This window comes from Bacillus sp. FSL K6-1003 (assembly GCF_037964945.1).
Lineage (GTDB): Bacteria > Bacillota > Bacilli > Bacillales > Bacillaceae > Bacillus > Bacillus mojavensis.
On sequence record NZ_CP150176.1, the window covers coordinates 2,399,940 to 2,425,278 of the forward strand.

Annotated in this window: 34 protein-coding genes, 1 tRNA gene and 1 pseudogene; 7 read left to right on the forward strand and 29 right to left on the reverse strand. The window is 41.3% G+C overall.

Annotated elements, in window-relative coordinates:
* Positions 1-20: 20 nt before the first annotated feature.
* The gene (locus NSU16_RS12190; RefSeq protein ID WP_339190980.1) at positions 21-605 is read right to left on the reverse strand and encodes a signal peptidase I; all 585 of its coding nucleotides are present in this window, start codon (positions 603-605) and stop codon (positions 21-23) included.
* Positions 577-1,338, reverse strand: coding sequence for an amyloid fiber anchoring/assembly protein TapA (gene tapA, locus NSU16_RS12195; protein WP_339190983.1), 762 nt, complete (start codon positions 1,336-1,338; stop codon positions 577-579). Before tapA ends, NSU16_RS12190 begins: the two co-directional genes overlap by 29 nt.
* Before the next feature lie 276 nt (positions 1,339-1,614).
* Here tapA and NSU16_RS12200 point away from each other — a divergent pair, with 276 nt between their 5' ends.
* A complete protein-coding gene (locus NSU16_RS12200) occupies positions 1,615-1,938 on the forward strand; it encodes a YqzG/YhdC family protein (RefSeq protein ID WP_168748230.1) in 324 nt (107 codons plus the stop codon).
* Positions 1,939-1,980: 42 nt separating this feature from the next.
* Here NSU16_RS12200 and NSU16_RS12205 read toward each other — a convergent pair whose 3' ends face one another.
* The 10 genes from NSU16_RS12205 to NSU16_RS12250 all read right to left on the reverse strand — a co-directional run bounded on the left by NSU16_RS12205 (position 1,981) and on the right by NSU16_RS12250 (position 7,877).
* Positions 1,981-2,160, reverse strand: coding sequence for a YqzE family protein (locus NSU16_RS12205; protein ID WP_003236949.1), 180 nt, complete (start codon positions 2,158-2,160; stop codon positions 1,981-1,983).
* 71 nt (positions 2,161-2,231) lie between these two features.
* Positions 2,232-2,606: a competence type IV pilus minor pilin ComGG gene (comGG, locus tag NSU16_RS12210; protein WP_286058321.1), complete on the reverse strand. Its 375-nt coding sequence runs from the start codon at positions 2,604-2,606 to the stop codon at positions 2,232-2,234.
* On the reverse strand, positions 2,607-2,990 hold the full coding sequence (gene comGF / locus NSU16_RS12215; RefSeq protein WP_026014740.1) for a competence type IV pilus minor pilin ComGF: 384 nt from the start codon (positions 2,988-2,990) through the stop codon (positions 2,607-2,609).
* Positions 2,991-3,015: 25 nt separating this feature from the next.
* A complete protein-coding gene (gene comGE, locus NSU16_RS12220; RefSeq protein ID WP_168748233.1) occupies positions 3,016-3,363 on the reverse strand; it encodes a competence type IV pilus minor pilin ComGE in 348 nt (115 codons plus the stop codon).
* Positions 3,347-3,778 carry a competence type IV pilus minor pilin ComGD gene (gene comGD, locus NSU16_RS12225; RefSeq protein ID WP_168748234.1) on the reverse strand — a complete coding sequence of 144 codons (432 nt, stop codon included), beginning with the start codon at positions 3,776-3,778 and terminating at the stop codon, positions 3,347-3,349. The genes comGE and comGD overlap by 17 nt, the downstream gene beginning before the upstream one ends.
* Positions 3,768-4,064, reverse strand: a complete 297-nt coding sequence (gene comGC / locus NSU16_RS12230; protein ID WP_168748235.1) for a competence type IV pilus major pilin ComGC — start codon at positions 4,062-4,064, stop codon at positions 3,768-3,770. The genes comGD and comGC overlap by 11 nt, the downstream gene beginning before the upstream one ends.
* Positions 4,065-4,077: 13 nt before the next feature.
* Positions 4,078-5,115 carry a competence type IV pilus assembly protein ComGB gene (gene comGB / locus NSU16_RS12235; RefSeq protein WP_339190988.1) on the reverse strand — a complete coding sequence of 346 codons (1,038 nt, stop codon included), beginning with the start codon at positions 5,113-5,115 and terminating at the stop codon, positions 4,078-4,080.
* Positions 5,102-6,172 (reverse strand): competence protein ComGA, encoded by a 1,071-nt coding sequence (gene comGA, locus NSU16_RS12240; protein WP_168748237.1) that lies wholly within the window; start codon positions 6,170-6,172, stop codon positions 5,102-5,104. The genes comGB and comGA overlap by 14 nt, the downstream gene beginning before the upstream one ends.
* Before the next feature lie 352 nt (positions 6,173-6,524).
* Positions 6,525-6,695 (reverse strand): hypothetical protein, encoded by a 171-nt coding sequence (locus NSU16_RS12245; RefSeq protein WP_339190991.1) that lies wholly within the window; start codon positions 6,693-6,695, stop codon positions 6,525-6,527.
* 231 nt (positions 6,696-6,926) lie between these two features.
* On the reverse strand, positions 6,927-7,877 hold the full coding sequence (locus tag NSU16_RS12250; RefSeq protein ID WP_010334929.1) for a magnesium transporter CorA family protein: 951 nt from the start codon (positions 7,875-7,877) through the stop codon (positions 6,927-6,929).
* A 143-nt stretch (positions 7,878-8,020) separates the two neighbouring features.
* Between NSU16_RS12250 and NSU16_RS12255 the strand changes: the two are divergent.
* Positions 8,021-9,350: pseudogene (locus tag NSU16_RS12255) on the forward strand (hemolysin family protein).
* Between the two features lie 79 nt (positions 9,351-9,429).
* Here the strand turns inward: NSU16_RS12255 and NSU16_RS12260 are convergent.
* Positions 9,430-10,269 carry an STAS domain-containing protein gene (locus NSU16_RS12260; RefSeq protein ID WP_268451132.1) on the reverse strand — a complete coding sequence of 280 codons (840 nt, stop codon included), beginning with the start codon at positions 10,267-10,269 and terminating at the stop codon, positions 9,430-9,432.
* Between the two features lie 96 nt (positions 10,270-10,365).
* Between NSU16_RS12260 and NSU16_RS12265 the strand changes: the two genes are divergently transcribed.
* Positions 10,366-10,436 (forward strand) — tRNA-Gln (locus NSU16_RS12265).
* A gap of 65 nt (positions 10,437-10,501) precedes the next feature.
* Here NSU16_RS12265 and mgsR read toward each other — a convergent pair.
* Positions 10,502-10,882 carry a transcriptional regulator MgsR gene (gene mgsR, locus NSU16_RS12270; RefSeq protein ID WP_026014741.1) on the reverse strand — a complete coding sequence of 127 codons (381 nt, stop codon included), beginning with the start codon at positions 10,880-10,882 and terminating at the stop codon, positions 10,502-10,504.
* A 233-nt stretch (positions 10,883-11,115) separates the two neighbouring features.
* On the opposite strand from mgsR, the gene NSU16_RS12275 reads away from it, so the two are divergent.
* Entirely contained in the window at positions 11,116-11,361 is a 246-nt protein-coding gene (locus NSU16_RS12275; RefSeq protein WP_003226300.1) for a DUF2626 domain-containing protein, read from the forward strand.
* A gap of 39 nt (positions 11,362-11,400) precedes the next feature.
* On the opposite strand, the gene NSU16_RS12280 is transcribed toward NSU16_RS12275, so the two are convergent.
* The gene (locus tag NSU16_RS12280; protein WP_339190994.1) at positions 11,401-12,036 is read right to left on the reverse strand and encodes an MBL fold metallo-hydrolase; all 636 of its coding nucleotides are present in this window, start codon (positions 12,034-12,036) and stop codon (positions 11,401-11,403) included.
* A 156-nt stretch (positions 12,037-12,192) separates the two neighbouring features.
* Here NSU16_RS12280 and NSU16_RS12285 point away from each other — a divergent pair, with 156 nt between their 5' ends.
* Positions 12,193-12,366 carry a DUF2759 domain-containing protein gene (locus NSU16_RS12285; RefSeq protein WP_010334935.1) on the forward strand — a complete coding sequence of 58 codons (174 nt, stop codon included), beginning with the start codon at positions 12,193-12,195 and terminating at the stop codon, positions 12,364-12,366.
* Positions 12,367-12,398: 32 nt separating this feature from the next.
* Here the strand turns inward: NSU16_RS12285 and NSU16_RS12290 are convergent, their stop codons facing one another.
* The 12 genes from NSU16_RS12290 to NSU16_RS12345 form a co-directional block, all read right to left on the reverse strand.
* Positions 12,399-12,713, reverse strand: coding sequence for an MTH1187 family thiamine-binding protein (locus tag NSU16_RS12290; protein ID WP_010334936.1), 315 nt, complete (start codon positions 12,711-12,713; stop codon positions 12,399-12,401).
* A gap of 3 nt (positions 12,714-12,716) precedes the next feature.
* Positions 12,717-13,775, reverse strand: a complete 1,059-nt coding sequence (locus tag NSU16_RS12295; protein WP_339190997.1) for a hypothetical protein — start codon at positions 13,773-13,775, stop codon at positions 12,717-12,719.
* Positions 13,776-13,842: 67 nt separating this feature from the next.
* The gene (locus NSU16_RS12300; protein ID WP_339192687.1) at positions 13,843-14,973 is read right to left on the reverse strand and encodes a M14 family metallocarboxypeptidase; all 1,131 of its coding nucleotides are present in this window, start codon (positions 14,971-14,973) and stop codon (positions 13,843-13,845) included.
* Between the two features lie 81 nt (positions 14,974-15,054).
* Complete coding sequence (locus NSU16_RS12305) at positions 15,055-16,971, reverse strand: LTA synthase family protein (RefSeq protein ID WP_268445880.1); 1,917 nt, start codon at positions 16,969-16,971, stop codon at positions 15,055-15,057.
* A 116-nt stretch (positions 16,972-17,087) separates the two neighbouring features.
* The gene (gene glcK, locus NSU16_RS12310) at positions 17,088-18,053 is read right to left on the reverse strand and encodes a glucose kinase GlcK (protein ID WP_339190999.1); all 966 of its coding nucleotides are present in this window, start codon (positions 18,051-18,053) and stop codon (positions 17,088-17,090) included.
* Between the two features lie 17 nt (positions 18,054-18,070).
* A complete protein-coding gene (locus NSU16_RS12315; RefSeq protein WP_024122057.1) occupies positions 18,071-18,280 on the reverse strand; it encodes a YqgQ family protein in 210 nt (69 codons plus the stop codon).
* 130 nt (positions 18,281-18,410) lie between these two features.
* Positions 18,411-19,931, reverse strand: a complete 1,521-nt coding sequence (gene yqgP / locus NSU16_RS12320) for a rhomboid protease YqgP (RefSeq protein WP_339191002.1) — start codon at positions 19,929-19,931, stop codon at positions 18,411-18,413.
* An 88-nt stretch (positions 19,932-20,019) separates the two neighbouring features.
* A complete protein-coding gene (locus NSU16_RS12325) occupies positions 20,020-20,193 on the reverse strand; it encodes a hypothetical protein (RefSeq protein ID WP_024122059.1) in 174 nt (57 codons plus the stop codon).
* Between the two features lie 66 nt (positions 20,194-20,259).
* Positions 20,260-20,823, reverse strand: a complete 564-nt coding sequence (locus NSU16_RS12330; RefSeq protein WP_339191005.1) for a 5-formyltetrahydrofolate cyclo-ligase — start codon at positions 20,821-20,823, stop codon at positions 20,260-20,262.
* Between the two features lie 82 nt (positions 20,824-20,905).
* Positions 20,906-21,055 carry a 50S ribosomal protein L33 gene (rpmG, locus tag NSU16_RS12335; RefSeq protein ID WP_003153056.1) on the reverse strand — a complete coding sequence of 50 codons (150 nt, stop codon included), beginning with the start codon at positions 21,053-21,055 and terminating at the stop codon, positions 20,906-20,908.
* A 93-nt stretch (positions 21,056-21,148) separates the two neighbouring features.
* Positions 21,149-22,225, reverse strand: coding sequence for a glycosyltransferase family 4 protein (locus tag NSU16_RS12340; RefSeq protein ID WP_339191008.1), 1,077 nt, complete (start codon positions 22,223-22,225; stop codon positions 21,149-21,151).
* Entirely contained in the window at positions 22,222-22,692 is a 471-nt protein-coding gene (locus NSU16_RS12345; protein ID WP_339191011.1) for a hypothetical protein, read from the reverse strand. The genes NSU16_RS12340 and NSU16_RS12345 overlap by 4 nt, the downstream gene beginning before the upstream one ends.
* A 179-nt stretch (positions 22,693-22,871) precedes the next feature.
* Between NSU16_RS12345 and NSU16_RS12350 the strand changes: the two genes are divergently transcribed.
* A complete protein-coding gene (locus NSU16_RS12350) occupies positions 22,872-23,225 on the forward strand; it encodes a hypothetical protein (RefSeq protein WP_010334943.1) in 354 nt (117 codons plus the stop codon).
* Complete coding sequence (locus NSU16_RS12355; RefSeq protein ID WP_010334944.1) at positions 23,222-23,686, forward strand: endolytic transglycosylase MltG; 465 nt, start codon at positions 23,222-23,224, stop codon at positions 23,684-23,686. Before NSU16_RS12350 ends, NSU16_RS12355 begins: the two co-directional genes overlap by 4 nt.
* 31 nt (positions 23,687-23,717) lie before the next feature.
* Here the strand turns inward: NSU16_RS12355 and pstB (NSU16_RS12360) are convergent, their stop codons facing one another.
* Together pstB (NSU16_RS12360) and pstB (NSU16_RS12365) are read right to left on the reverse strand one after the other, a co-directional pair.
* Positions 23,718-24,500: a phosphate ABC transporter ATP-binding protein PstB gene (pstB, locus tag NSU16_RS12360; RefSeq protein WP_010334945.1), complete on the reverse strand. Its 783-nt coding sequence runs from the start codon at positions 24,498-24,500 to the stop codon at positions 23,718-23,720.
* A 10-nt stretch (positions 24,501-24,510) separates the two neighbouring features.
* On the reverse strand, positions 24,511-25,320 hold the full coding sequence (pstB, locus tag NSU16_RS12365) for a phosphate ABC transporter ATP-binding protein PstB (protein WP_026014743.1): 810 nt from the start codon (positions 25,318-25,320) through the stop codon (positions 24,511-24,513).
* Between the last annotated feature and the right edge of the window lie 19 nt (positions 25,321-25,339).

Consider the following 25,339-nt stretch of genomic DNA (forward strand, 5'->3'; position numbering starts at 1 on the left):
TGCCAGGTTTACAACTGATGTTAAGTGGACATCGTATTGTCCTTTGTCTCTGTTTCCAAGGCTTTCGTCTTTCTTTCAATCTCTCTAATCGCACTGCTGATTGTCACAAAGGAGTAGATCAGCAGCATAATACCTGGAACAATCAGTAAAATAGCAGTGCCGATCGGCTGACTGGCAAAATGAAGCATGTAGCCGGCATAAGGAAGCTGAAAACCTGTATATTGCGCGCGGACATTCTCATTCGACACAGGCGCAGAATCCGCTGCAGCATTATTATCCCCTTTTGTTTGGAATAACAAATGATCGCCTTGCTTTGTAATATCAATAATTCTATGGGTTACCGCAGTGTCTGCATCCTGCATAAATGTGATTACGTCTCCCTTTTGGAGCTTTTTCACATCTGTGATTTCTTTCACGAGAATTAATGAGCCCGTTTTAAATTCAGGGTCCATTGAGCCAGACAGTACTGATTTCAGCGTGTATCCGAATACTGCCGGCTCTCCCCCGGATGAACGTGTTGATATGACAACAAGCGTTAGCACAATAATCAGAGTAAAGATGATAACGTAAAGGATATTACTGATCAGCTTTAATGCTTTTTTCATCCTCTTCCCCGCTTTCCTTCTGAACTTGTTGATTTTCTTTGTCTTCAGTTACGTCTTTGTCAGCTGTTTTTTCTTTATCTGCTTCTTCTTTTCTGTCACTTTCTGCTTGATTGTGCTGAGTTTTCGCAGCCTGCTGACTTTCCTTTTTCGGTGCTGTCGGTTTTTCGTCACACTTCCCAATTGTCATTGGTTCAGACCACTCAGACCTGCTGCCGTCCGCCGGATAGCCGGCCGGTTTATATACTTTAAACGCATAAATGCCAGGTTTCACTTTTTTCTTTGTTTCAATTTTGTAAAGTGATTCGCCTATTTGGTTGGAAACGTATCCTTTATCTATTACGTTCCCCTCTTTTAGCGGTTTGCTGGTGTTTGCCAGTTTATGAAGCTCCCACTTCCATTTCGATTTCTTAAGTTTCTCGCCTCTGTTTTCCAGCTCGGCAAATAGACTGACAGGTGAACAGACAGTACCTTTTGTATCTGTTTGATTCACCACGTGTAAATCACTTTGGTCCCACCGTTTATCATAATGACAGTTTTTATCTGTATGTTGAAAGTTCTCACACGTTTGAAGCGAGACATCCAAGTTTTCAATATCATGAAAAGCAGCGCTTGTATCTCCGGTAAATTGTAAGCATATCGCGGCTGTCAGACTGAATATCGCTGAAAGCTGAAAAACAAGCAGCAATCTCAGTTTCGTCTTAGCCTTATGCTGATTGCGGAACAATCGAAACATACCTTACCTCCTGTAAAACACTATAACTAGATGTGATAATCGTTCTCTTTTAAGAACTGCACAAATTGAGTATAATCAACGATTGATGGATTGAAAAACACCAAAATCCGCCATTTCGTTCGTTTAAGAGAATGTTTTCATCATATTGCATAGCCTTACTCAATATTGCTCACATTTTTAAGTTTTTTGAATTTTTTGGGATTGTTATGTGAGAAATTAAACGCATATCAGGTTAACATTTGGCAATAATAAACAACAAAGAAAGGGTGACGGCTTATGATCAAACAATGTGTAATTTGTCTGTCTCTTCTAGGTTTCAGCACCGCTGCCGCTCAAGCAGAAGAAGGGCCGCTTGTAACCGCCCGCCACATGTCAAAATGGGAAGAGCTTGCTGTAAAAGAAGCAAAAAAAAGGTACCCCCTCGCACAGGTACTGGTTAAACAAAAAGTTTGGGACCGCAAAAGGAAAGACGAAGCTGTGAAGCAATATCATTTAACCCTGAGAGAAGGCTCAAAGGAATTCGGCGTGTTTGTCACAATTTCATTCGATCCTTATAGTCAAAAGGTGAATAAAATTGCAATTTTAGAAGAATATCAATAAGGTCCTCCATGTGAAGGACCTTGTTCGTTATATTGGTGCAATTTATTTTTTTCTTTTCAGCCATAGCCTAAAACCATAAGGTAAAATTCCAAACCAATGCTGAGAAGCCGGCGTTTTTGTTTCTTTTCGAACCTCTTTTCGTTCTTTTCGCTCATCTTTCGGAGTGTCTATATATTTTACAAATTGCTGAGTCATATATTTGACATAATCATTCGTTTTCACGTGATCACCTCATCATTCAGTTATTATGAAGTGTTGGCTCACACGACTTTTTTTATACACATCCCCCTGGTTTATTCTGTCCAGCTCAGCAGTTTTTTCTGATTTTGATCGAACAGCAGCTTGGCGCTTTTTTCTGTTCCCGACTCTGTGATGGCTTTGAGGGTGATTTCTTGCTGTTCTTTTATGGTTGTTTCGTGAATGTCATAAGAAACCTGTCCATATGGAAGCTGCTGTGAACCCTTTTGGCCTTGTCTGTGCTCAAGAATATGCCTGATGGATAGAAGCGCACCATTTTGCAGCAGATTTTCTCCTGTATAATACTCTTTTGTTTCCTTCTCAAACATATGGCGGGAAACAAATTGAGAGGCGGTGAAATTCACAACCAGCATCACAAGGGCAAATGTAAAAAGAACGGCTGGATAGATAAACCCTTTTGAGCAGTGCATTCACCCACCACCTAATGACGTATATACCGGAACAGCGGTTTGATACTCTTTATCATTCTCACTCTTGACTTTCAGCCAAAGCATCCCTTTTCTAACCTCTGCTTTCATTGTTTTAATATGGCCAAGAATCGGAACATGCCCTTTCCCGTCTACTCTTTTCCTGATCATTGAATGGTAGATTTCAAAACGGACCTCTTGCCCAGACAGATTTCTGCAGATTAAGACGCTGCCATGCTCAGCTGTCTGCACAGTCTGCGACTGCTTGCACTCATTCATGATCTGCTCTACCGAAATGATCCATTCTCGCTGCATGAAGCCCTCATTCTCCTGTTGACGTGCCAAAAATAGATGAAAGAACATCGCTAACGATCCTGATATGAGCAAATAAGCAGAAAGCGAAAATAGTACATTAAGAAGCGTATAGCCAGTCTGTCCGCAAAATGCTGAGGCAAAATGGCTTATCTTTATAGGCGTCTGATGAGATACATACGTTTTGATATTCTCCCTCCTCCTCCCATGTCATCGAGTATTTGTTATTGTTCATTGAAACAGTCTTTGATGAATTTCCTGCCCCTGTCAGCATATATTGGCCTATGCTTTCATTAACAAGCTGATAACCAATTTCTCTGGAGTCCGCTATATGTTCATCAGCTATCAGCTTATCCCACATCGGCACAATTGTCAGAAGCATAAACAGCCATATGCTAAGGGCAGACATTGTTTCAATTGTAGAAAAGCCTTTATTTTCTCTCCACATTGACTCTTCCGCTCCCTAAATAAACTGTTATGTCATAGGCGGCATGCCCTTTTATACGTATTTTTCCGCCTATATTCGGGTGCCCTTTCTCATTAAATTCCAATCGGTCTTTTAAAGTCAGTGATTCTGCTAAAAGACCATTATCATAAATACGGTCTATAACAGTGTCACCTATGATTACTTGATATTTTTTCTCTTGAAAAAGAATTTTTGTTCTTTGATGATTGGAAATTGCAGTCTGCTGCGCAAGTAAAATATCGTTTTTCAACTGTGATACTGTCTGCCGTAAAGCTGTATTTTCATAAACAGGAGGAAGCGTGGTAAACACCGCAATCAGCATAATAGAGGCGAGACTTAAAACAAGCAGGCTTTCTAAAAGGGTGAAGCCAGCTTCTCCTTTTAATTTAATGTTCAACCTTAACCTCCCCGCCGGTAATGATAATTTGCTTTCCATTTGGACAAACCGCATCCTTTTTTACATAGCCTTCTGCCTGTAAATCGCCGAGGCTTGGTGTCTTCCCGTCATGATCGAGTTCATATGCTGTTACCTGCGCCTTCATCATGTTTTGCAGGCCTTCACAGCCTTTTTTCTGAATGGTTTGATTATGTTTTGTTACATTCGGTATGGTGATCAATAGCAAAATAGAAATAATAAAGAGCACGATTAGCATCTCCACAAGTGTAAACCCTTTCTCATTCATCAGCCTCTTCCTTTCACATTTGATTCATCATCTGATACATAGGCAGGAGCATCGATAAATACACAATTAAAATCATCGCTGCTACAAATCCATAAATAATGGGCTGAAGAATGCCTGTCCATTTTTGTGACTTGTCCTCAAGCCGCTGCAATATAAACTGACTGTACGTGAAGAGTTCCCGGTCCAAACGGCCGCTTAGCTGGCCATGAGATATTACTTTTGAAAAATCACTTTCGTAAAAAGGGTGTTTGTCTAAAGCAGTTTCAATGGTTTCACCGGCTTTTAACTGTTCAATCATTTGTTCAGCTTCGTGGCGGTAGAAAGGAAGAAACGTTTGATGTCTAAATGCTTTCAAACTGTCATAAATAGAAAGTCCTGATGCCAGAAGACTGCTCAGCTGTAAAGAAAAAAAGTAGCTGTTAAACAGCCTGACCAGCTTTCCAAACAGAGGAATACTTACGCAAATGTGCATTTGGCGGTCAGGGGATTTTTTCTTAAACACAAACCAATAATAAAGACCTATCCCTGCGGCCAAAATGGCCATTAATATGAAGACGGCATCAAGGTGCTGAAAAAACGCAAAAATGATGCCTGTTGTGCGTGAAGTTTCTACATTCATCGATTGATAAATACCGGAAAACTGAGGGATGATGATGTTTTGCAGCATATAGAGCATGACACCAACGGTAAAGATGAGAAAAAGAGGATATCTCAGCACCCTTTTAATATGCTCTGCCTGCGCTGTTTTTCGTTCCAGCAGCTCTCCGCTCTGAATCATGGAAGTCGGCAATTCTCCATGTGTTTCAGCAAAATAACAAATACCAATGGCTTCCTTATGAAATGACAAGCTCTTTAATACATGGTAAAACGATTCTCCTTCTCTCAGCCGTCTTATTGCGGCAGCCAAGTCCGCCAGCTGCCTTTTATTCATTTGCAGCTGCATTAGGCGCAACCCGTCTAAAAGACTGTATCCGCCCGCTGTCATTTCCCCCAGCCTTTTCAGTAAATAGGCTTGATCCTTTAACGGCCAAACTTTTCTAATCTGTTTCATGATAAACCCACCGGTCATAGTTATTTGTCGTTAAATAGCCGAGCGCAATCCCTTTTCTTATAATTTGACGCAGCGTTTGATATTGGTAATTTGCATTGTCCCCTTTTGCTTCCTGAATACACTGCTGAAGGTTTTTCCCGTATAGCAGCTCGTATACGCTTGCTCTCCTTATGTTTCGTGACAGTCGGCAATACACTGAAGAACATCCGTTTTCACAATACGGGCAAGCCAAATCAACTAAACGCTGAGCCGCTATCGCAATAACTGTCTGCTCGATTTCATTCATATTAATGCCAAATTCAAGCAGCCTGTAAATCGCGCCCTTGGCATCTCTCGTATGAAGGCTCGTCAGCACTAAATGACCAGTCATCGCTGCCCGCACCGCGATTTGGGCTGTTTCAGCATCTCTAATCTCACCTAAGATGATCATATCGGGGTCATGGCGCAAAATAGCCTTCAGCCCTGTGGAGTATGTGACACCGGCTTTTTCATTCACCTGCACCTGAAGAACATCTTCATCCCTCGTTTCCACTGGATCTTCAAGTGTGACAATGTTTCGATTAAAATGTTTTTTTGCATATTGAATCAGAGAATATAACGTTGTTGTTTTCCCAGAGCCTGTTGGTCCGGTAAAAATCAGCATGCCGTGGGAGTGTTTTAAAAATGAAAGCAAGGTGGCTCCTGTCTGTGGGAATAAAGACAGTTTATCAATCGAAGGGATATTATACTGAGGCATCACTCTGATGACGAGGCTTTCTTCGTTAATTGTCGGGAGCGTTGACATCCTTAAGTGAACGTCACCCTCTTTTAATTTTAGAGTAAGCGATCCACTTTGCGGCTTTCTTCTCTCCCCAATGTCCATAGCTGAGAGAAACTTAAAATGAGAAATGAGCCTTACACACTCTTCTTTTTTCATGTTTCGCTTTTTCAGCAATGCATTGTCAACCCGAAAATGGATGATCGCGTCCCGTTCCCTTGGCACAATGTGAATGTCAGAGGCCTTCGTCTTATACGCCTCTTCAATTAAGGTTCTACTTATGTTTTCTATCGAATCCAATTTGATTCCCTCTCCTTTCAAAGCGTATTGTAGAAAAAAGAAGACATAGTAATCAAACAAAGAAAATGTGATTTTCTGATCTATTTACAACCTAAAAAAATCATTTATCCCTATCAAAATAGAAATTCAGCTTTATTTAACACATGATTTTCGATTTTAATAAGGATATGAAAAGAGATTAAATGGACAGTGTACGCAGTCCGGCTCTGGCATCTAAGGAGGGAATGATAAAATCGGAGTTTGACGCTTACTAAAAACGGCGGATCAGTTTAGCGTATACAAAATAAAAAGGAAGAGGCAGCTACCTCTTCCCGACTGTTTGTTATGCTGATTTAGAAATGTCACTTAATGGTTAGGCTTTCTGGTCTGTGTCTTTCTTAACGGAAGGGTCGCCTAACGCAACAATACCCGTTAAACGTTCATTTTCAAGAATCGGTAAACGGGGGATTTGATGCTCTGCCATAAGCTGACTCGCTCCATCGTCAGACCTATCCAGATGACCGGCAACGATTTCTGTGCTCATGGATGTCATTAGCTTGACGCTTCTATTTGATCTTCAGCTAATGTTCTGGTGACAATGTCCCGATCAGAAACGAGCCTTGAAGTCTGATGATTCCACAAATTGGAATAGGACCGAGGTTGGAGTCTTTCATCTTTTTGGCTAGGTCAGTGACTGCTGCGGTCGGTTCGCAGCAGTCAAAGCTCTTTTCCCGAGTGCTATTTATTCTTTATCCGTGCACAAAAAATGAAATACCTACTGCCTGTGCCTTTTTCGTGAATTTTTTCTCTTCCTTTCTTGCAGCATATCTCCCGTCCAGCCTTTTTTCTTCAGATACAGGTAAATCAGAATTGTTGAACTGAAAATTAAAAATAGAGAAAAAAGATATCCGTATTTCCAATTCAGCTCCGGCATCACCGAAAAGTTCATTCCCCAAAGGGCGCCAAGTGCTGTAATCGGCGTAAAAAGCGTCGTGAAAATAGTAAGGGCTTTTACGATTTCATTTCCCCTATGAGAAGTAATGACCTCTTCTGAATGCAAAAGGTTGTTAAGCTCCCCCTCAAATTCACTGATGTATGTGAAACCTCTGTCAATTTTCAGATGCGTGCGCTGATAATCCTTTTTCCCTTCATTTTGAGGCAAGAAGGTTTCTTTTAACGCCATCTCAAGTTTTTTGGCGCTTAAGATCAAGTTTTTCCAAATCATCAGCTCATGGCGCAGTAAATGAACGCGGTTTAAAATACTTTTGCTGTTATCATCCTTGATTTGCCACCTAAGCTCTCTCAATCTCACTTCAAATTTGTCGACACCGATTAAATAAGCATTCATTAATTCCCCTAGAAGTATTAAGAACCCCTCTATGGCATTGTTCGCTCTTTTCATTTGCTGGACAACTTGTTTCCCCTTAATCCCTTCTAATATAGAAAAATCAAAATTGATGGTGAAAAAATATTGCCGTGTGATATAAAAGTGAAATACGGTGTGATCCTTTTCTTCGTTCAGCCCTTGATCATATACGATCGAGCCGAATACCGCTTCATTCTCCGCTTCTGTTGTATCCACGCGCAAAAAGTTAATATGATGATTATTTTCAAACCATTTTTCACATTGCGGCCAATGAGAAAAATGGATCAGATCTCTTGCCTTATCTCTTTCCTGAGGCCCCATTTGGTACCAAAACCAATCTTCACCTGTATGTACCTTCATGTTACGATCCTCCAGACTTTTATTCTTTTGTTCTTTAATTGCCCAATGAAAAGCATTCCTAAACCATTTAGGCACTTTATCACATGTTTTGTGAGCTTTTCCTGGTGGTATGGAATGTAGAAAGACATCGTAAAGGGAGGTGCATGCCTTCCTTGGAGAAGGCAGTTTATTTTGGAATTTATCAATTTATTAGCAGTCGCGTTTTTAATTTTGTTGACGGGATTTTTTGTCGCCGTAGAATTCTCGATTGTAAAAGTAAGACGATCCAGGATTGATCAGCTTGTTGCAAAAGGAAGAAAAGGGGCTAAAGCGGCAAAACATGTGGTCACTCATCTTGACGAATATTTATCAGCCTGCCAGCTGGGCATCACGGTCGCAGCTTTAGGACTCGGCTGGCTGGGTGAACCGACCGTACAGACTCTGCTTCGGCCGCTCTTTCATAAAGCAGGCTTAAACGAGTCGCTTACCCATCTTCTTTCTCTTATTATCGCCTTTTTAGTGGTAACGTATTTAAATGTCGTCATTGGGGAGCTGGCACCGAAGAGCTTCGCGATTCAAAAAGCAGAAAGCATTACGTTGATGCTCGCGAAACCATTAATCTGGTTTTATAAAATCATGTTTCCGTTCATTTGGCTCCTTAACCAGTCTGCCCGATTAATCACGGGGCTTTTTGGGCTGAAGCCGGCATCAGAGCATGAACTGGCTTATACGGAGGAAGAGCTTAGAGTACTGTTGACCGAAAGCTATAAAAGCGGAGAAATCAGAAAAAGCGAATTAAAATATATGAATAATATATTTACATTTGATAAACGAATGGCAAAGGAAATTATGGTGCCGCGAAACGAAATGGTCAGTTTGTCAATTGAGGATGACTCGATCCCAAGCATGCGGGAAACGGTTAAGCAGACCAAATATACCCGGTACCCGATTGTTAAGGAAGATAAAGATAACGTTATCGGTGTGATCAATATGAAAGAAGTGCTGTTTTCATTGCTGACGAAAGACTTTTCTTTTCAGAAGCACAAAATTGAACCCTTCATACAGCCTGTCATTCATGTCATTGAGACCATTCCGATTTACAAATTACTCATCAAAATGCAAAAGGAACGCACCCATATGGCGATTCTCATTGATGAATATGGCGGAACTTCAGGTTTGATCACCGTCGAGGATATTATCGAAGAAATTGTAGGAGAAATACGTGATGAATTCGATTCAGATGAAGTGCCTCATGTTCGTGAACTGGGAAAAGATCATTATTTATTAAATGCGAAATTATTAATCAGTGACGTTAATAACCTGCTTGGAACTGATTTATCAGATGCTGAAGTTGATACGCTCGGAGGCTGGTTTCTCACACAGAACATAGACGCCGAGCCCGAAAGTGTCATTGAATATGATGGCTACTCATTCAAGGTTAAAGAAATTGACAGTCACCATATTTTGTTTATCGAAGTAAAAAAAGCTGAATAGCCCTAGCACAGGCTGTTCAGCTGTTGCTTCTCTTGCGTGTTGAACGCGCTTCAAAAAAACACATCAAGCAAGAAACATCTTAAGATTCTTGTATCTTAAATCCTTTGTTGGCTAAAGCTTTAGCAAGACTTTGCTCTGTTTTCACCTTCGAAAAATCTAATCCGAGCTTCACAACAGTCTGGGCGATTTCAGGCCTGATTCCTGAAATAATCGTCTCAATGCCCAGCAGTTTAGTGCTGTCAATCACTTTAAAGATTTGAAAGGCAACCATCGTATCAACGATGGGAACACCGGATATATCTAAAAATAAATATGAAATCTTTAACGCCGAGCATTGGGCCAAAACGGATTCCAAAATGGTTCTCGCTCTATACGTGTCAATTTCACCGACAAGGGGAAGAATTCCAATCTCTTTAGAAATCGGCATAATCGGTGCGCTCAATTCATTGATCATTTCTTTTTGCGCATTTAATTGGATCACCGTGACCTGGTGATATTCTTCTGTAAATACTTCGATAATCTCATCAATCGTTTGATTCAAAATCTTGCTCCACTCACATACATCCTGAATGCCGATTTGTTGGGAAGAAGCAGCTTCACTGAAGTCCTGAATCCATTGCCACATAATGTGTCTAAACGCGTTAAACTGACCGACACTTTCCGTCACAGTCACCTCATGAACAGCACGGTCTCGGGCACATTGAAGTGACCATTGCTTAAGCTCATCCTTCACATCTTCTTTTCTAATGGATTTTGCTACAATCGCTACCAACGATTCATGCTGCTCTTTTAACTTTTGTTCTAATTTTTGCTGATCTTTAGCAGAATACAGTAAAGTTCCTTTTAACGTGCATGTTTCCAGCCATTGAAGTGTAATATCTTCTTTGTGCTCTGTTAAATACTGATCTAGAGCTTTCATTTCAATCGGTTACCTCCTGTGATGTTTATTTTTCAAAAAAAATATAATTGATTTGTATAACTTGTCTCACGTTACACATACTATTTTTACATACAGTGGGCTATAGCCAAGCGGTAAGGCAATGGACTTTGACTCCGTGATCGTTGGTTCGAATCCAGCTAGCCCAGTTTCTGAACCGTGAAAAACCGAAGATAAGCTGATTCAAGCAAATCAGCGGATCTTCGGTTTTTCATCATGCAGATTGATGAACCGTTTTCTTCTTCGATAACTTTAACAGTTCTCCCGGATTGTATCCGATAACAAGCTTCCTGTTGTCCACGAGAATCGGGCGGCGCAAAAGCTTCGGTTTCTCAATTAAAAGTTCAAGCACTTCGTTTACAGTCATATCTTCAATGTTTAAATTTAAATTTTTGAAGGTTTGGCTTCTTGTTGCTAAAATTTCGTCAATTCCTTCTGTCGTTAAAGATAAAATATACTTTAATTCATCCATCGTTGGAGTTTCTCTGAATAAGTGCCGTTCGTTAAATTCAATCTGGTGCGCTTTGAGCCAATGTTTTGTTTTTCGGCATGACGTGCAGCTTGGGTATGAGTAAAATGTTAATTGTTCCATTATGTTTTTTCCTCCTCCAGTTAACCATCTCTTTGTAGAATAACTACCCGTATCAATTTTTCTTTAAACCATTTATTGAACTTTTTTTCGGGTTATTTCTAAAAAACCGTACATATAATAGAAAACGCAATCAAAGGGTTAAATACCATTTTTCATATTAATAATGAAAATGTTTACATTTTTGTCCGTGATCTATTATAATAACAGTCAGAGGGACTCTCGGGAGGGGATAAAAAATGAATCGCATGTTCCGGGTGTTAGGATTTTGGACGGGAATATTTGCAGTCATGTTTTATTTAGGTGATATGAAAGATGCTTCCCTTTTATTTTTTGGACAGACGATCTTATTTGTGTTTCTATCGTATTTGAATTTAACAGAACGGATGTACATTTATATCTTTGGCGCTTATTTAACCATCTTCTTTGCCGGCTTCACATACTATTCCATTTTTATTATGGTACCAGGCGGCGGAGGACATTAAATGCAAAAAGAGACAAACCTCATCGGTTTGTCTCTTTTTCTATAATGAAAAACCATTTAAAAACGGATTTTGATCCTGCTCAGTCTGCACGTCAGTTTCAGGGCCATGTCCGCTTAACACCAATGTGTGCTCAGGCAGCGTAAGCAATTTTTCATGGATAGACGTAAGCAGCGTTTCTTGGTCGCCTCCATGTAAATCTGTACGGCCTATCCCGCCTTGAAACAGGACATCACCGGAAATCACCAGGTCGGCATCCTTCACGTAGTATGAAACGCTTCCTGGGGAATGTCCCGGGGTAAATAACGTCTCCAGATGGAAAGGCCCGATATTCAGCTCACCGTCCCCTTCAATTAAATGATCTGCCGGCTTAGCTGTCACTTCTATCCCTCTCAGCATTCCTGAGCCGTTCAATGAGGCATCTGTAAGCCAATTCTTTTCATTTTGATGCAGATAGACAGGAATGTCCCATCTGTCTCTCACGTTATCCAGCGCCCCAATATGGTCAAAATGGGCGTGTGTCAGTAAAATGGCTAAAGGCGTTAATCCTTTTTCTTTTATGTATTGATTGATTTTATCCCCTTCGCCGCCCGGATCAAAAATTAGGCATTGATCATCACTGATTAAAAAATATGCATTCGCTTGAATCGGCCCTACAGGTATTCTTCTCCATTTCACTTTTCTCACCTCTTTCCTTTTTATGCTCCTATTATGAGGGTTTTTGAAAAAAGATTCAAACAATCGCTATGAAAACGCTATCGACAAACACACTGAAAACAGGTAGAATAAAAATGGAAAGAATTGCAGGTTTTTCAATGTAAAGGGGGCTGCGTAATGTTACTTGTCGTGATTTTCGGCCTTGTCGCTCTTTTCGCTTTATGGGGAGTCTTGCGTTCTGTGAAAAACAAAAATATACTTGGATTTTTATTAGCCGGAGCCACCTTGTGTGTGTTTGGCTGGTTTACAGTGATGACGGTGATAAACAGCGGTTATCCTACTGCACATTAAAACCTGTATCCAGTGGGATACAGGTTTATTTTTTATTGCTGTAAATGTTTATTCACGCTTTCTATTTTACTTTCAAGCGTCGTTTTTTTGTCCCGTCTGTCATCGATGCGAATGTTGGTCGCCACTCTGTGAAGCCCTTTTTGAAATGGCGCTTCGTGAATCGCCTGAATCACAGTGAAAAGGTCGCTGAGCTCGCCTTCAATCAATGTGTTCATCGGTGTCAGCTGATATTTGATTTTCCCTTCGGCTTTATAGCCCTCTAAAATTTTCTGCACATCCGCCACATAGGCGCTTACACTAGGTGTTTCTGTTCCGATTGGGATAATGGTTACATCTGCGATAGCCATTAATTATTCCATCTCCTTTTTATCAATGATGATTGGCTTCATTTCATGTGATATTAATGAAATTATGCGCTCAAAATGAAACCCGTACAACGCATATTTTCCGTTCGGGGATACTTGTATCGGCTCCATTTCAGGCAAAGTAAAAAGATCCTGCGCCTTTCCCGAGTTCATATCGATCGCTGACAGCTTATATGCATCCCCGCTTTCTTTAAACGTATAAAACAGTCCGCCAGCCTCCTCATAATCATACTCCATCGGAGCCAGGCTTGTATATTTGGTTTGGAGTTTCCATTCCGCTGTAACTGCTTCACCATTCGATTGCGGTGATGTAAACTCATACAAGCCGTTCTCTCCGGAATCTGCTTTGACGGTAAAGCTCATATCATGAAAAGAATCAAAGTAAAGGACATCCTCCTCCAGCTTTTTCTCCTTTTCAGAAGCAATATCATACGTATACAAAGGGCCTTCTTTATCGTTTCTTCCCTCTTTTAGATAGTCAAATGTGTTTTTTGAGGTCCAATGGACAAACGGAACCTGTATTGGACTTAAAGCAGATTTGTCTTTTTTGGCATCCACGTAATATGTATTGAAGTCCCAGTTTTCAGTGAATACCGTAACCATCATTTGATACGGATCATACTGATTCCATGCTGCCTCCAGCTCATACGTTTCGTATTCTTTCTGGTACAGCGTCTCCCCTTTGTGATTCAGCAAAACTACTGTTGTCTGTTGGCTATGCGTGATCTGCAGCAGAATCATCTGTTTCTTGGGATTGATTTGAACATGAACGATTTGACCATCCGTCTGATAGAGCTTTTCCGTTTTGCCATTAAAGATTTGATATGCAAGAAGCTCTGTTTTTGTCGGATCTGAGGCTGTATACAGAATTGTGTTGTTATTAAGCCAGCCTTCCGCTCCGTCCGCTTTTCCTGCTGGCAGCGGAACAATCTCTTTTTCCTCACTTTTTGCCGTCGCTGCCTGTTTTTGCTGCTGATGAGACGGTTCGCATGCCGATAAACAAACTAACAATGCTGACAGCAGAATCAAACAAACTGATCTCATCAGCCTCCCCCTCCGATCATATTTATTGTCCCATATTTGATACGGCACGAAAAAGAAAAAGTTTCAGTTAGTCAAGAAAAAATAACGACCTCCATAAGATCCCTCTTGTCGCCTGATAAATCTGTGTAAACTGCTCAAACGGCAAGGGATTTTGACCTTTTCCGAGTTCCACCGTATAACCTTCTTTAAAATAGTGATGAATAAACCAGTCACGGAATCCCGCATAGCTGTCAATATCCTTGACTCCTTTATAAATGTTTCCGCTTATCGTCTCAAAATCCTTTATTACAGAAGCCGATTCTTCGGGCTCAAGGCCTTTATATCCCCAATAGATTTCTTCTCCCTGAGTGTGAAGGGCCAGCAGCCTGTCAGGCGGATCCGCCGTTATCAGCTGCTGCATCGCAATGGATTCCGGCTCCGTGAGCGGAGAAGTTCCAGGAAAATCTCGGTAGCTGGGCATTTTCGGTTTGCGGTATTTTTCAATTTCCCATAAAGACGGGAATTGTTTATTTAAATCAACGCCATTAATATTTGCCTTCCATTCATTAAAATCCGGACGATGGCAGTTTAGTCTTTCAAGTTCATCTCTCCTGTCTCCCATGCCCGCTGATCCGTGTAAGACAAGATCAACACCATCCGGATTCACAAGAGGAACAAGAGACAGAGAGGTTCGGCTGAACAGCTCCAAAGGAGTAAAGCCAAAAAAATTAGTATTATGACATAAAGAGAGGCAATATTCCTTCAGCCATTTCAGCAGTACAGATGTGGTAATCCACTCATTCGCATGAAACGATGCATTCATGTGAACTTTTTTGGAGGTATGCTCGCCCCCAACTGTAAGCTCCCAGATCGGCCTGCCCAAAACGGAACGTCCGATTTCCCGGCATGAAACAAACGGAAACACATTGACTATTTTTTTTATTTCCTCTTCGACAGCAAGAAAGTCATAGATTTTTTCCTGCTCCAGCCAGTTGTCAGCAGGCTGCAGCTGCAGCGGGTGTAAAAAGCGCTTTACTTCCTGAATGGATTGAAGCTCCTTATCATTGCCTTCTTCAATCTTATAACCAGGACAGTACAATTGATGTTTCTGTGCTGTTTGATTGGCACTTCTAAGCAATGTCTCATCTATCTTCAGTTCTCTTGCCACTAAAGCCAAATTGTGTTTGATCTCAGGTTTTATCGTAATAAACGCCATCATCATCCCCCTTTTTGTTACTATATGACGGCGTTTTTTAAAAAAGAAAGCCTCCCGCGTTTTTTGATACGGGAGACTTTATGATCATGAAGCCTGATCAAGAATTTGTTTTTCTTTTCTTTTTGACGTATTGTCCAGCCTTTCCTGATCATAAAATCGCAACAAATCTCCGTAAATGATTTCATCGGAAAGTGAAAGCTCCTGCTTCGCTTTATCTGCAAATGTTTCACATTGCTTTGCCTCTTTCAAAGGCTTTCCTGTCGCTTTGTCATAACATAGACCGTCAGTATACACGATTTGGTCTGTGATAAAGCTTCCATCACGCAGCACTGTAAAGTCCAGTTTATCGTCAGAAAGCAGATCGTTGCCGAATTGAATGAGGTTCTTTGTATCAATACCTAACAGATTCATCAGCGTCGGCCGGATATCGATTTGTCCGCCTACCTTGTCAATCGTTTTCGGCTTCTTGTCTGTAATTCCAGGAATATGAACGACAAACGGCACTTTTTGGAGTTGCACTTCTTCAAATGGTGTAATTTCTTTCCCTAAGAATTGCCCCATCGCTTCATTATGGTTTTCCGATATCCCGTAATGGTCACCGTATAAAACAATAATGGAGTTATCATATAAGCCGTCTTCCTTCAGCTTTTCGATAAACCGTTTCAGCGCCTCATCCTGATAACGCACAGTCGGGAAATACTTGTTTAACGTTTGGCTGCTTGAATCATATTCCTCAATCAATTTGTCCTCTTCATCAAGATCAAACGGAAAGTGATTCGTGAGTGTGATCAGCCTAGAGTAAAACGGCTGAGGCAGGTTTTTCATCAGCTCTGAAGACTGTTCAAAAAATTCTTTATCCTTCAGCCCCCAGCCGACTGAATTATCGTCAGTAACATCATACGATTCAATATCAAAAAATGAATCATACCCAAATGAATCGTACATTAAATCGCGATTCCAAAAGCTTTTATTATTGGCATGGAGCACCGCTGAATAATATCCGTTATTTTTGAGAATCTCAGGCGCGGCCATGTATTGATTGCCGGCATTTGTAAAGAACACAGCGCCTCGTCCAAGCGGATAAAGCGAATTGTCCACGATAAATTCAGAATCAGAGGTTTTCCCCTGCCCGGTTTGGTGGTAAACATTACTAAAGTGATAGCTTTCTTTTATAAAATCATTCAAAAACGGGGTGATTTCTTTTCCGTTCACCTTTTCATTGATCACAAAGCTTTGCGTCGACTCTAGAGATACAAGTATGACGTTTCTGCCTTTTGCGGCGCCAAATAAGTTCTTATTGGCATCTTTCGCATTGGCTGTGACATAGTTTTCGATTTCCGTCAGGCTGTTGCTGTCAGCCAGCGCTCTTTGTGCGGATTGCTTCGACTGAAGTACTCCGTCATAAATATGAAAATTAAACAGGCTGATATTTTTAACGAGCATTTCTCTGTCAAATGAGCGTGTCAATAGCTGCGGCCGTTCTGCCTCAGACAGACCTAAGTTGAAGAAATAAACGGAAGCCACAAACAAAAAATATGCCGCCCGTTCATTTTTCGTGGAGGGGATGTCTGATTGAAAGGCTTTTTGACGCATATGAAGCCATATTAAAATCACGATATCTACAGCCAAAAGGAGGTCTGTCGGCTCAAGAAGTGTTCCGATGCTGCTTCCCAGATCACCCATATTGCTCGTTTGAAAAAGAACCGGAATCGTTAGGAAATCATTGTAAAAACGATAAAAAACCATATTCGCCAGCAAAACAAACGTGACAATACAACTCATGGCAATAATGTAACGATTTCTGTTTCTTCCCTTTAAAAACAGGCTGAAGCCAAAAATAAGCAGCAAAAAGCTCAATGGGTTGATAAACAGAATAAATTCCTGCGTAAGATTGTCAATTTTAATATGAAAACTGGTTTTGTAAACAACATACGTTTTCAGCCACATCATTAAAATGGCAATCAGCATAAATGAAATCATCGAAAAAAACGTTTTTCGCATTTCAACCTCCTATGCAGCACGCTCAAAAAAATCAGTCTATTCTCAACATTCTCATTAACACATCAAATTAAATCTTAACCTGAACATAACAAAAAATCAATTTCATTTTCACAAATTTAACAATTTTGGTGTTTCAGCCATTCATTCTTAGCGATCCAAGCTCCTCCGATAACGCCCGCATCATTTCCAAGCGCCGCAATAGATATATCAGCCGCTTCCGCAGCGCGCGGAAAGGCACATATACGAAATGTTTTTTCCACTTTGGATCTCAGCAATTCCCCGGCTTTTGAAACGCCGCCGCCGAGAACAATTTTTGACGGATTAAGCGAGCTGGCCAGATTGCCAAGCACCAGGCCGAGATACTTTGCTACATAATCGACAACTTCGAGAGCTAATTCATCATTTTCATTTGCTGCTTCAAATACATCTCGAGCTGTTAAATGCTCAGATGCTTTTAATTGTGTCGGCTTTTTAGCTTCTGCAATTTTCTCTTTTGCAATTCTAACAATGCCAGTTGCCGACGCGATGGTTTCAATACAGCCTGTTTTACCGCAGTTGCACGGCGCCCCGCCTTCAGGGAGGCTGCAAATATGGCCGATTTCTCCGCCAGCGCCATTTATTCCGTGCACAATCTCCCCATTCACAATAATACCGCCGCCAACTCCTGTACCTAGTGTAACGAGAATGACGTCTTTTGCTCCGTCACCCGCCCCCTTCCACATTTCTCCGAGCGCGGCAATATTCGCATCATTTTCTATAACCGCAGGGATGCCTGTTTCCGTTTCCAGATGATTTTTTAAAGCATAGTTTTTCCAGCCAAGATTCACTGTTTCATAAACGACCCCAGTTGCCATATCTACTGGCCCTGGTGCGCCCATTCCTATATATTTGACGATGTGCTTTGGTTTATGAAGCTCATCCAGCTTGCTGTCAATCGCTTTTGCTATTGTCACGGTAATGGTATCACCGGACTTATCGGTCGGCACTTCCCATTTATGCTGAATCTCTCCATATTGATTAATAAATGCGAGTTTTATCGTCGTTCCTCCAAGATCAATGCCCGCAAACCATATCTCGTCCATTTTTATCACCTTAACCTTTACGTAAATCTCTTTCGTTTCTTTGTTTGTTCCAGCTCTTTATGAAGGACAGCTGCGGCTTTAGCCCACTGCTCCTTCTCAATCATATGATTTATATATAGTTCCTTTAATTCATCGAGCATAAACTCAATTTCAAGCTCTCTGTCACCAAAGTAAACAATGTGTCCAAATGTTTTTAATAGCTGCTGTACATCATAAAATGTATTCATATTCCTCACCATTCTTGATCTTAACTATCAATAGCGTAGTCATAAAGAACCCGCCAGTCAAGAAGAAAACGCTGACAAAAATACCCGGAATTCATTCCTTGGCAAATTCAACGCTTTCTCATCCAGTCATTTATTCTTTATTATTTTCAATTTGCTGCTGTAGTTCTATGTAACGCTTCTCCTTCGGCTTCAGCTTTACAGCGGTCCTGATTGCCTGATCAGCTTGACCAAGTTCATTTTTTTCCGCATACAGCAATGCCAAATTGTAATAGGACGCATGGTCTTTAGGCTCTTTTTGCACTGCTCTTTCCAAAAGAGAAATCGCCTGATCATATTCGCCGATTTGAATATCAGAAACGGCCAGGACTTTCAGAAGATCAGCTGAAGCGTCTTTCTGCTCTGCTTCACCGTTCAGCAATTCGGTTACTTCTTTATATTTTCCTTCCTGGTAAAGCTCATTTGCCTGCTGAATCAGCGCTGTCTCCTGATGGGACGGTGAATGCAATCCGTAATAGAGAAACCCGCCGGCCAGGGCAACCAGCAGAATCGCTGACACCAATTTTTTGCCCAAGGCTTTTGTTTTTGGCAAACCAAGTGCTGCCGCAGCAAGAAAACCGCCGACCAAGCCGCCAATATGCCCTGAATTATCAATATGCGAAACCGCAAAGCCAAAACCCAGGTTTATCAGGATAATAACAATAATATTTGTGCCTATTGTTTTTAGAAACATTTTTCGATTTGACACAGCTACATACAGCAATGCGCCTAAGCAGCCGAATATGGCGCCTGAAGCACCGGCTGAAGGATAAGGACTGAACACGAAGCTGGCGATCGATCCTGTGATACCCGCCGCCAAATAAATCAGCAAGAATCTTCCTGATCCATACATGCGCTCAACAGCGGTTCCGACCGACCATAAAGCCAGCGTGTTAAAGGCTAAATGCGCAAGGCCGATGTGAAGCACAATCGGCGTCAGCAGGCGCCACCATTCTCCGTCTGCAATCAGGCCGTTTTCCTTAGCGCCGAAAGCAACAAGCGTCTCCGTATTGGTGCTTCCGCCGTTTATTTCGAGCAGGAAAAACATCACGAGCTGCAGCGCGATGAACAAATATGTAAAGATCGGCTTTCCGTTCTGGAAAAACGCCGCTTCTTTTTTCCGCTGTTCTTCTTGTTTCTGCACTAGTGAAAAAAAGCGTTCTTTTGCCATTTGGGCGTGTTCCAATGAGTCTCGGTCTTCTGTCCATTCATCAGCTTCAAATGATGGAAAAATGGCTTGCAGATCTTCATGAAGTGACGTACCAGTCACAAGTGCAGTTTCAACGGATACCTGTCCTTTTTCAAAAGGCTTATCGGCGATTTCCTGCCAGTCATCGACAGGTGCTTCCGCTGAGATCAGCACATTCAGCAGCTTCAAATGCCGCTTGCCGATAGACTTCCTGACATGCTCTATTCGCTCCGCCTGCACTTCTATGTCCCTTGCAATTTCTTGGCGAAAATCAATATTCTGTTTAAAGAGGCGAATCAGATCATGAGAGGATTTGTCCGGTGCTTCCAGCCATATTTCACCAGATTCACCGGATTGTATGACGCCATACCCTCTTCTTACTAAATGCGCCGCGATCTTCCAATATGTATACTCCAACAAATACATGTTTACCGCTCCAATGGTTTTTTTTCATTATAACAGCTGGTGCTCTTGACGCCTACTAAAAGCAAAAAATCCCGTGAAAACGGGATTTTTAAAAAGCTTGCTGTATAAACTTATTGCGGATAAACGGAATTCTTAAAAAAAGATGAATAAAAGACCGTCTGATTCCCGGCTGGCTGAGCACGGTATTCATGAGACGGTAACGGTTTTGGTAAAACATCACGGCAGAAACAGCGCAAATGGCATAGATCATAAATTTTTTCATTATATCCCTCCTGCCATTAGGGTTTGTTATTCTTTCTTATTTATTCTTGACGGAGGGACGAGAAAGCTATGAAAAGCAAGAAATGATTCGATCCTCAGTAACCAGCATTTGAACCGGGATATCATGTGACAGATGCGGCACGTGATCATACAGCTGGCATTCTAAAAGCAAAGAGACTGTGTTTCCTTTATAATCACTTAAATAACGATCATAATAACCGCCGCCAAAGCCAATCCTATAGCCGTCAGGATCGAAACATACGCCAGGCACGATTATCAAATCAATCTGTGATTGGACCACTTCATTCGTTTTCTCAATGATCGGCTCCTGAAGTCCGACGTAAACCGTTTCAAGCTGATCATCCGCTTGAAATGTGCGGAACTGCATCCTTTTCGTATCAGGATCACACTTTGGAATACAAACTTCTTTCCCTTCCCCCCAGGCTTTTTCGATAATCGGCCGTGTCGGTACCTCCAGCCCTCTTGAAATGGTGACGGCTATGGTGCGGGCATTCTGCCATTCTTGGAGAGAAAATAAACGCTCGTTGATACACGCAGTTTTCTTAGACCATTCTTTACTTGTTATCGCTGATACTTTTTCCATTGTCTTTTTTCTTAATTGTGATTTCATTTTTATCCCCCTCGGAATAGAAAAAAGCCAGAACCTTTTTCAAAGCTCTGGCTTTTTTCTTACACCTCAAACAGCTATGCTGTTATTTTGTTTCACGGTGTAACGTAGATTTTTTATCACGTGGGCAATATTTTTTAAATTCAACGCGGTCTGGATTGTTGCGTTTGTTCTTTTTAGAAATATAGTTACGCTCACCACATTCTGTGCAAGCCAAAGTAATATTAACGCGCATTGTTTTCCCTCCAAACTAAATATCATTTACTTATTCAGACTTATATATAATACCACTATAATGGACGGAATGCTAGGATGTTTTTCAATGAAATCATGAATTATTGGATAGACGCTGATAAAGCTGTAAATAGGATGCTGTGATGATCTGTGGATGATGCAGTTTCATCACCCGTTCTCGGCCCGCTTCTTTTATCCGGCAGGCGTTTTCTTCATCTATTAATACGTTGTAAAGCCTATCTGCCGCTTCCCGTTTTTGCGAAAAATCAGCTGCAATTGCAGTTTTGTTATGAACGGCAAAGTCACAAAAACCGCCCGACTGCGATACGGCTGTCAGCACGCCTTGTTCCATGCTTTCTTGTGCAGCGAGCCCAAAGGGTTCATAAATGCTTGGGAAAACAGCCATTTCACATTGAGACAGAAACGTCACGATCTCTCTTCTATTTAAAAAAGGATAAAACATTACACTTTGCTTTATGCTCAACTGCTCAGCCAGTTTCTTATAGGATGCCAATAACGGCCCTTGTCCGGCTAGCACCAACTGAAGGTCAGGCCGGCATTTGTTCAGAATAGAAAATACCTTCAACAGCTGTGAAAACCCTTTTTCCGGAACAAACCTTCCAAACGAAAACAAGTATCTTTTATGTATCAACCTTTCAGCTAGACCTATTTTCGCCTCCAGTGACAGAGGGCTTGGGATGACGGTTATTTTTTCACGAAACGGATACGCCTTACTAATCGATCTCTTCATAAAAGTGCTTAACACAATCAATTCATCGGAAATGTCAATGAGGAGCCGCTCCGTCAGCAGCCTGTACGGATGAGGCGTTTCTTTGCACACCTGCTTCCTTCCGCTTTCAAGCCCGTGGATCGTTGCAGCAAGCGGAATGCAGAGCTGCTTTTTCAAATAATGAGCGGCAGGGGCCGTCATGTCATCATGGGCATGAATCAGATCAAAGCGTTTATTGCATGACAACACTTGCTGAACCATTCTAACATTGACATCAGCTATAAAGTCTTCAACATTCGCATAGGAACATAGCTTCCTGCTTGGAGCGCAGACTGTTATGTTGATATGCGGATTTAAATAGGATATAAGACGGCTTAAATGAACACCAAGCCCGCTTTTCGGTTTATAAGGATGCTCGAATGAAAGCATAAGGATGTTCATTTCTCTCTTCCCTCACTGCGATAGCAGGTGTAAGCAGAAAATTGCTCCTCCCACCTGGTATGTGCTTCTGCATTGCGAAAACTGTTTATGTCGCTGACACCGTTTTCTGCAAGTAAGGTGTCCTCTGTTTCAGCTAGTTTGAGAGAAACATTCATTGAATTCAGTATTCTGTATTCAGCACGATACAAAGCATGACCAGGCACCTGAACAATGATCCATTTCCCTTTATCCCGTTTTATGCGTTTCGTCCTGACAGCTTCTATACCGTTTCTTTTCATAAAAATACGGATTTCTTTTATCATGTCGGGCGTTTTTTCGAAAAGTACGGTTTCTGCCAGTTTCATCGTCTCAACTGACAGATTCCATCGGACTGTCAATGTGTGAGAGTTTTGGATATTCATGTCGAATACGTCCCTAAAAAAAGGAAGCCCCCTTCGAATGTTATAAGGAAATGAGTGTTGGTCCATAGGCTTCTCACAATCTCCTTTCCTTCCATTGGCTCGGTGATCCTATTAAACCATTACACATAAAGGAAGAAAAGAAAGATTTCTCGACAAAAACTCGTTTTTTTCGCGAATTCCTTTAGAATCCACTTGTTTTATGGTATAAAAAAGAAGGATAAAAAAAGAATAGAAGGTGATGAAACGTGGAAATTGCTATTATTGCGTTGTTTATCGTCAGTATAGCGCTAATTGCATTCTCATATTCTCAACGAGATCCGATGAAAGATGTCGAGCAGGAGCTTGAAACATTGCAGCTTTCTGCTATGCAGGAAATTTATAAGCTCAAAAAGAAAATGACGGTGCTTGAGGAAGAATTACTTGAAACAAACCTTGTGATCCGCAAAGCAAAGAACAGCGGCATCAATCAAAAGATCGCCAAGCAAATACTTTCTAAATATAATAACGGCATGTCAGCTGAAGCAATTGCTAAAGCTGAGCATGTATCAGTAGAAGACGTGAATACGATTATAAAAGATAATGAGAAGGTGCTCGTATGACAAAACGAGGCATTCAGGCATTTGCCGGCGGTATCATATTAGCGACAGCCGTTCTCGCAAGTGTTTTTTATCTGACAGATGAAGATCAAGCAGCTGCTGTAAAAGAACAAAAAACAGTAACCGAGCAAGACGTAAACAATTATCTCGATTCTAAAAAAATGGTTTCTGTTAACCGTGATGAATATCAAAAGCTTCTCGACTCAAAAGAGAAATCTCTGAGCGATGACAGCAGCTCAGACTCGAAAACAGGCAAAGTAAAAACGTACAAGCTCATCATTAAAGACGGCATGAGCACCGCAGATGTATCAGCTATTCTTGAAAAAGAAGGCATTATTGCTTCAGCTGAAGACTTTAATGACTACGTGATAGACGCGGGGTATCACAAGGAGATCCGTGCCGGTGAATTTAAAGTAAAATCAGATATGAGCTTCAAAAAAATCGTTAAAACATTAACACGATAAAAAAACAGGCTATGTTAACAGCCTGTTTTTTTTATCCGAATTTCCCTGTAATATAATCGAGTGTTCTTTGATCTCTCGGCTGAGAGAACATTTTATTTGTATTGTCGCATTCAACAAGCTCACCCATGTAGAAAAATGCAGTTTGATCAGAAACCCTCGCTGCCTGCTGCATGTTGTGCGTCACGATAACGATGGTGTATTTATTTTTCAGCTGAAGAATGAGCTCTTCGATTTTTCTCGTCGAAATTGGATCTAACGCAGATGTCGGCTCATCCATCAGCAAAATATCAGGGTTTGTCGCAAGAGCTCTGGCGATACAGAGACGCTGCTGCTGACCGCCTGATAATGAGAGTGCAGATGAATGCAAACGATCCTTCACCTCATCCCACAGCGCCACGTCTTTTAATGACTTTTCTACAATGTCTTGCAGCTTCTTTTTATTTTTGACGCCGTGGACTCTCGGTCCGTAAGCGACATTATCAAAAATTGATTGCGGAAACGGGTTTCCTTTCTGAAATACCATGCCGATGTTTTTTCTCAAATCTACGATATCGACTTTATCTTTTAAAATGTTGCTGCCCTTATAGTTCAGCTCACCTGCAAGCTTTACATTCGGCGTCATTTGAATCATTAAATTCAATGTTTTAATAAATGTTGATTTGCCGCATCCTGACGGCCCGATAATCGCCGTAACTTCGTTTTGATTAATGCTCAAATTGATATTTTTTAAGGCATGGTTTTCTCCATACCATAAATTCATTCCGTTGACTTGATAAACTTCCTGTTTCTTTACAGCTTCGGTAGCAATACTCATTGCCGCCCTCCTATCCGAATTTCCCGTTAATGTAATCCTCTGTTTTTTGCTGCTTCGGACTTGTGAAAATTTGTTCGGTCTGTCCGTATTCAACGATTTCGCCGTTTAAAAAGAAAGCCGTCCGGTCAGACACCCGCAGAGCCTGCTGCATATTATGAGTGACAATGATAATTGAGTATTCGCTTTTCAATTCCGTAATCAATTCTTCTATTTTCGCATTTGAAATCGGATCAAGCGCTGAAGCAGGTTCATCAAGAAGAAGAACGGCCGGCTTCATTGCAAGCGTTCTGGCAATACATAAACGCTGCTGCTGACCGCCTGATAACGAAAGCGCGGATGAATGCAAACGGTCCTTTACTTCATCCCAGAGCGCCGCTTTTGTTAAGCTTTCTTCCACGATGTCGTCTAGCACTGCTTTGTTCCGCTCACCGGCATATTTTAATGCATGTGTGATATTATGGTAGATCGATTTCGGAAATGGATTCGGCTTTTGGAAGACCATGCCGATTTCTCTTCTTAAGCTGACAACGTTTATATTGCTTCCCAGTATATTTAATCCTTCATACAAAATTTCACCATCGCTTCTTGCAGAAGGTATTAAGTCATTCATTCGGTTAATATTTCTTAAAAAAGTAGATTTGCCGCATCCTGACGGCCCGATCAAAGCGGTTACCGCATTTTTTTCAATCTCCATATTCACATCACGAACAGCCTGTTTGTTTCCGTAGAAAATAGACAGATCCTTCACCTCGAGCACATTTTGCTGCTGAGGAATCATTCCCACTCTCTCAGGCTTTTCTTTTACCATTTGTTCAGACATTGTTTTCGCCTCTTTCCGG

Bases quoted from the DNA above. Each gene is read 5' to 3' on its own strand.
- comGC (WP_168748235.1), bottom strand. From the start codon at position 4,064: ATGAATGAGAAAGGGTTTACACTTGTGGAGATGCTAATCGTGCTCTTT.
- NSU16_RS12330 (WP_339191005.1), bottom strand. From the start codon at position 20,823: ATGAAATCACAATTAAGAAAAAAGACAATGGAAAAAGTATCAGCGATA.
- NSU16_RS12250 (WP_010334929.1), bottom strand. From the start codon at position 7,877: ATGAAGGTACATACAGGTGAAGATTGGTTTTGGTACCAAATGGGGCCT.
- NSU16_RS12295 (WP_339190997.1), bottom strand. From the start codon at position 13,775: ATGAGATCAGTTTGTTTGATTCTGCTGTCAGCATTGTTAGTTTGTTTA.
- comGB (WP_339190988.1), bottom strand. From the start codon at position 5,115: ATGAAACAGATTAGAAAAGTTTGGCCGTTAAAGGATCAAGCCTATTTA.
- NSU16_RS12345 (WP_339191011.1), bottom strand. From the start codon at position 22,692: ATGGACCAACACTCATTTCCTTATAACATTCGAAGGGGGCTTCCTTTT.
- pstB (WP_010334945.1), bottom strand. From the start codon at position 24,500: ATGAGTATTGCTACCGAAGCTGTAAAGAAACAGGAAGTTTATCAAGTC.
- pstB (WP_026014743.1), bottom strand. From the start codon at position 25,320: ATGTCTGAACAAATGGTAAAAGAAAAGCCTGAGAGAGTGGGAATGATT.
- NSU16_RS12325 (WP_024122059.1), bottom strand. From the start codon at position 20,193: ATGAAAAAATTTATGATCTATGCCATTTGCGCTGTTTCTGCCGTGATG.
- NSU16_RS12340 (WP_339191008.1), bottom strand. From the start codon at position 22,225: ATGAACATCCTTATGCTTTCATTCGAGCATCCTTATAAACCGAAAAGC.
- NSU16_RS12190 (WP_339190980.1), bottom strand. From the start codon at position 605: ATGAAAAAAGCATTAAAGCTGATCAGTAATATCCTTTACGTTATCATC.
- NSU16_RS12300 (WP_339192687.1), bottom strand. From the start codon at position 14,973: ATGATGGCGTTTATTACGATAAAACCTGAGATCAAACACAATTTGGCT.
- NSU16_RS12260 (WP_268451132.1), bottom strand. From the start codon at position 10,269: ATGAAAGCTCTAGATCAGTATTTAACAGAGCACAAAGAAGATATTACA.
- NSU16_RS12285 (WP_010334935.1), top strand. From the start codon at position 12,193: ATGTTACTTGTCGTGATTTTCGGCCTTGTCGCTCTTTTCGCTTTATGG.
- rpmG (WP_003153056.1), bottom strand. From the start codon at position 21,055: ATGCGCGTTAATATTACTTTGGCTTGCACAGAATGTGGTGAGCGTAAC.
- comGG (WP_286058321.1), bottom strand. From the start codon at position 2,606: ATGCACTGCTCAAAAGGGTTTATCTATCCAGCCGTTCTTTTTACATTT.
- NSU16_RS12200 (WP_168748230.1), top strand. From the start codon at position 1,615: ATGATCAAACAATGTGTAATTTGTCTGTCTCTTCTAGGTTTCAGCACC.
- yqgP (WP_339191002.1), bottom strand. From the start codon at position 19,931: ATGTATTTGTTGGAGTATACATATTGGAAGATCGCGGCGCATTTAGTA.
- comGE (WP_168748233.1), bottom strand. From the start codon at position 3,363: ATGTGGAGAGAAAATAAAGGCTTTTCTACAATTGAAACAATGTCTGCC.
- NSU16_RS12290 (WP_010334936.1), bottom strand. From the start codon at position 12,713: ATGGCTATCGCAGATGTAACCATTATCCCAATCGGAACAGAAACACCT.
- glcK (WP_339190999.1), bottom strand. From the start codon at position 18,053: ATGGACGAGATATGGTTTGCGGGCATTGATCTTGGAGGAACGACGATA.
- NSU16_RS12355 (WP_010334944.1), top strand. From the start codon at position 23,222: ATGACAAAACGAGGCATTCAGGCATTTGCCGGCGGTATCATATTAGCG.
- NSU16_RS12275 (WP_003226300.1), top strand. From the start codon at position 11,116: ATGAATCGCATGTTCCGGGTGTTAGGATTTTGGACGGGAATATTTGCA.
- NSU16_RS12245 (WP_339190991.1), bottom strand. From the start codon at position 6,695: ATGAGCACAGAAATCGTTGCCGGTCATCTGGATAGGTCTGACGATGGA.
- tapA (WP_339190983.1), bottom strand. From the start codon at position 1,338: ATGTTTCGATTGTTCCGCAATCAGCATAAGGCTAAGACGAAACTGAGA.
- NSU16_RS12315 (WP_024122057.1), bottom strand. From the start codon at position 18,280: ATGAATACATTTTATGATGTACAGCAGCTATTAAAAACATTTGGACAC.
- NSU16_RS12305 (WP_268445880.1), bottom strand. From the start codon at position 16,971: ATGCGAAAAACGTTTTTTTCGATGATTTCATTTATGCTGATTGCCATT.